The organism is Agromyces sp. P1_H4, from assembly GCF_056405255.1.
Genome location: NZ_JBFUCL010000636.1, coordinates 1 through 505 on the forward strand (window position 1 = coordinate 1; position 505 = coordinate 505).

General features: G+C 77.2%; 1 pseudogene. It reads left to right on the top strand.

The features are described from left to right. A pseudogene (locus tag AC1DY2_RS20520) lies at positions 1 to 505 on the top strand (thiamine pyrophosphate-binding protein); the annotation flags it as partial.

Genomic DNA, 505 nt, shown 5'->3' on the forward strand with positions numbered 1-505 from the left:
GCGCCCGGTCATCCTCGCCGGCGGGGGAGTGCGCCGCTCGCAGGGCGGCCGCGCCGCGCTCGTGCGGCTCGCCGAGGCCCTGGACGCCCCCGTCGTCTCGACCGTCGGCGGCAAGGGCGCGATCCCATTCGACCACCCGCTGTCGGCGGCATCCTGGATCGAGGACCGCCACACCACCGACCTGCTCGAGCAGGCCGACGTGCTGCTCGCCGTCGGCACCGCCGTGGGCGAGGTCACGAGCAACTACTTCACGTTCGCGCCGCGCGGCCGGCTCATCCAGGTCGACGCCGAGGCCCGCGTGCTGGGCTCGAACTTCCCGGGCCTCGGCATCCACGCCGACGCCGCACTCGCGCTGTCGGCCATCGCCGACCGGCTCCCGGCACGGCGCGAGGAGGAGCCCAGAGCCGAGCGACCGGATGCCGCGGCGGACCGCCGCGCGTCCGGCGCTCGGGTCGCCGCACGCCTCCGCGCCGACGCCGAGGCCCGCCTCGCCGCCCAGGATCTC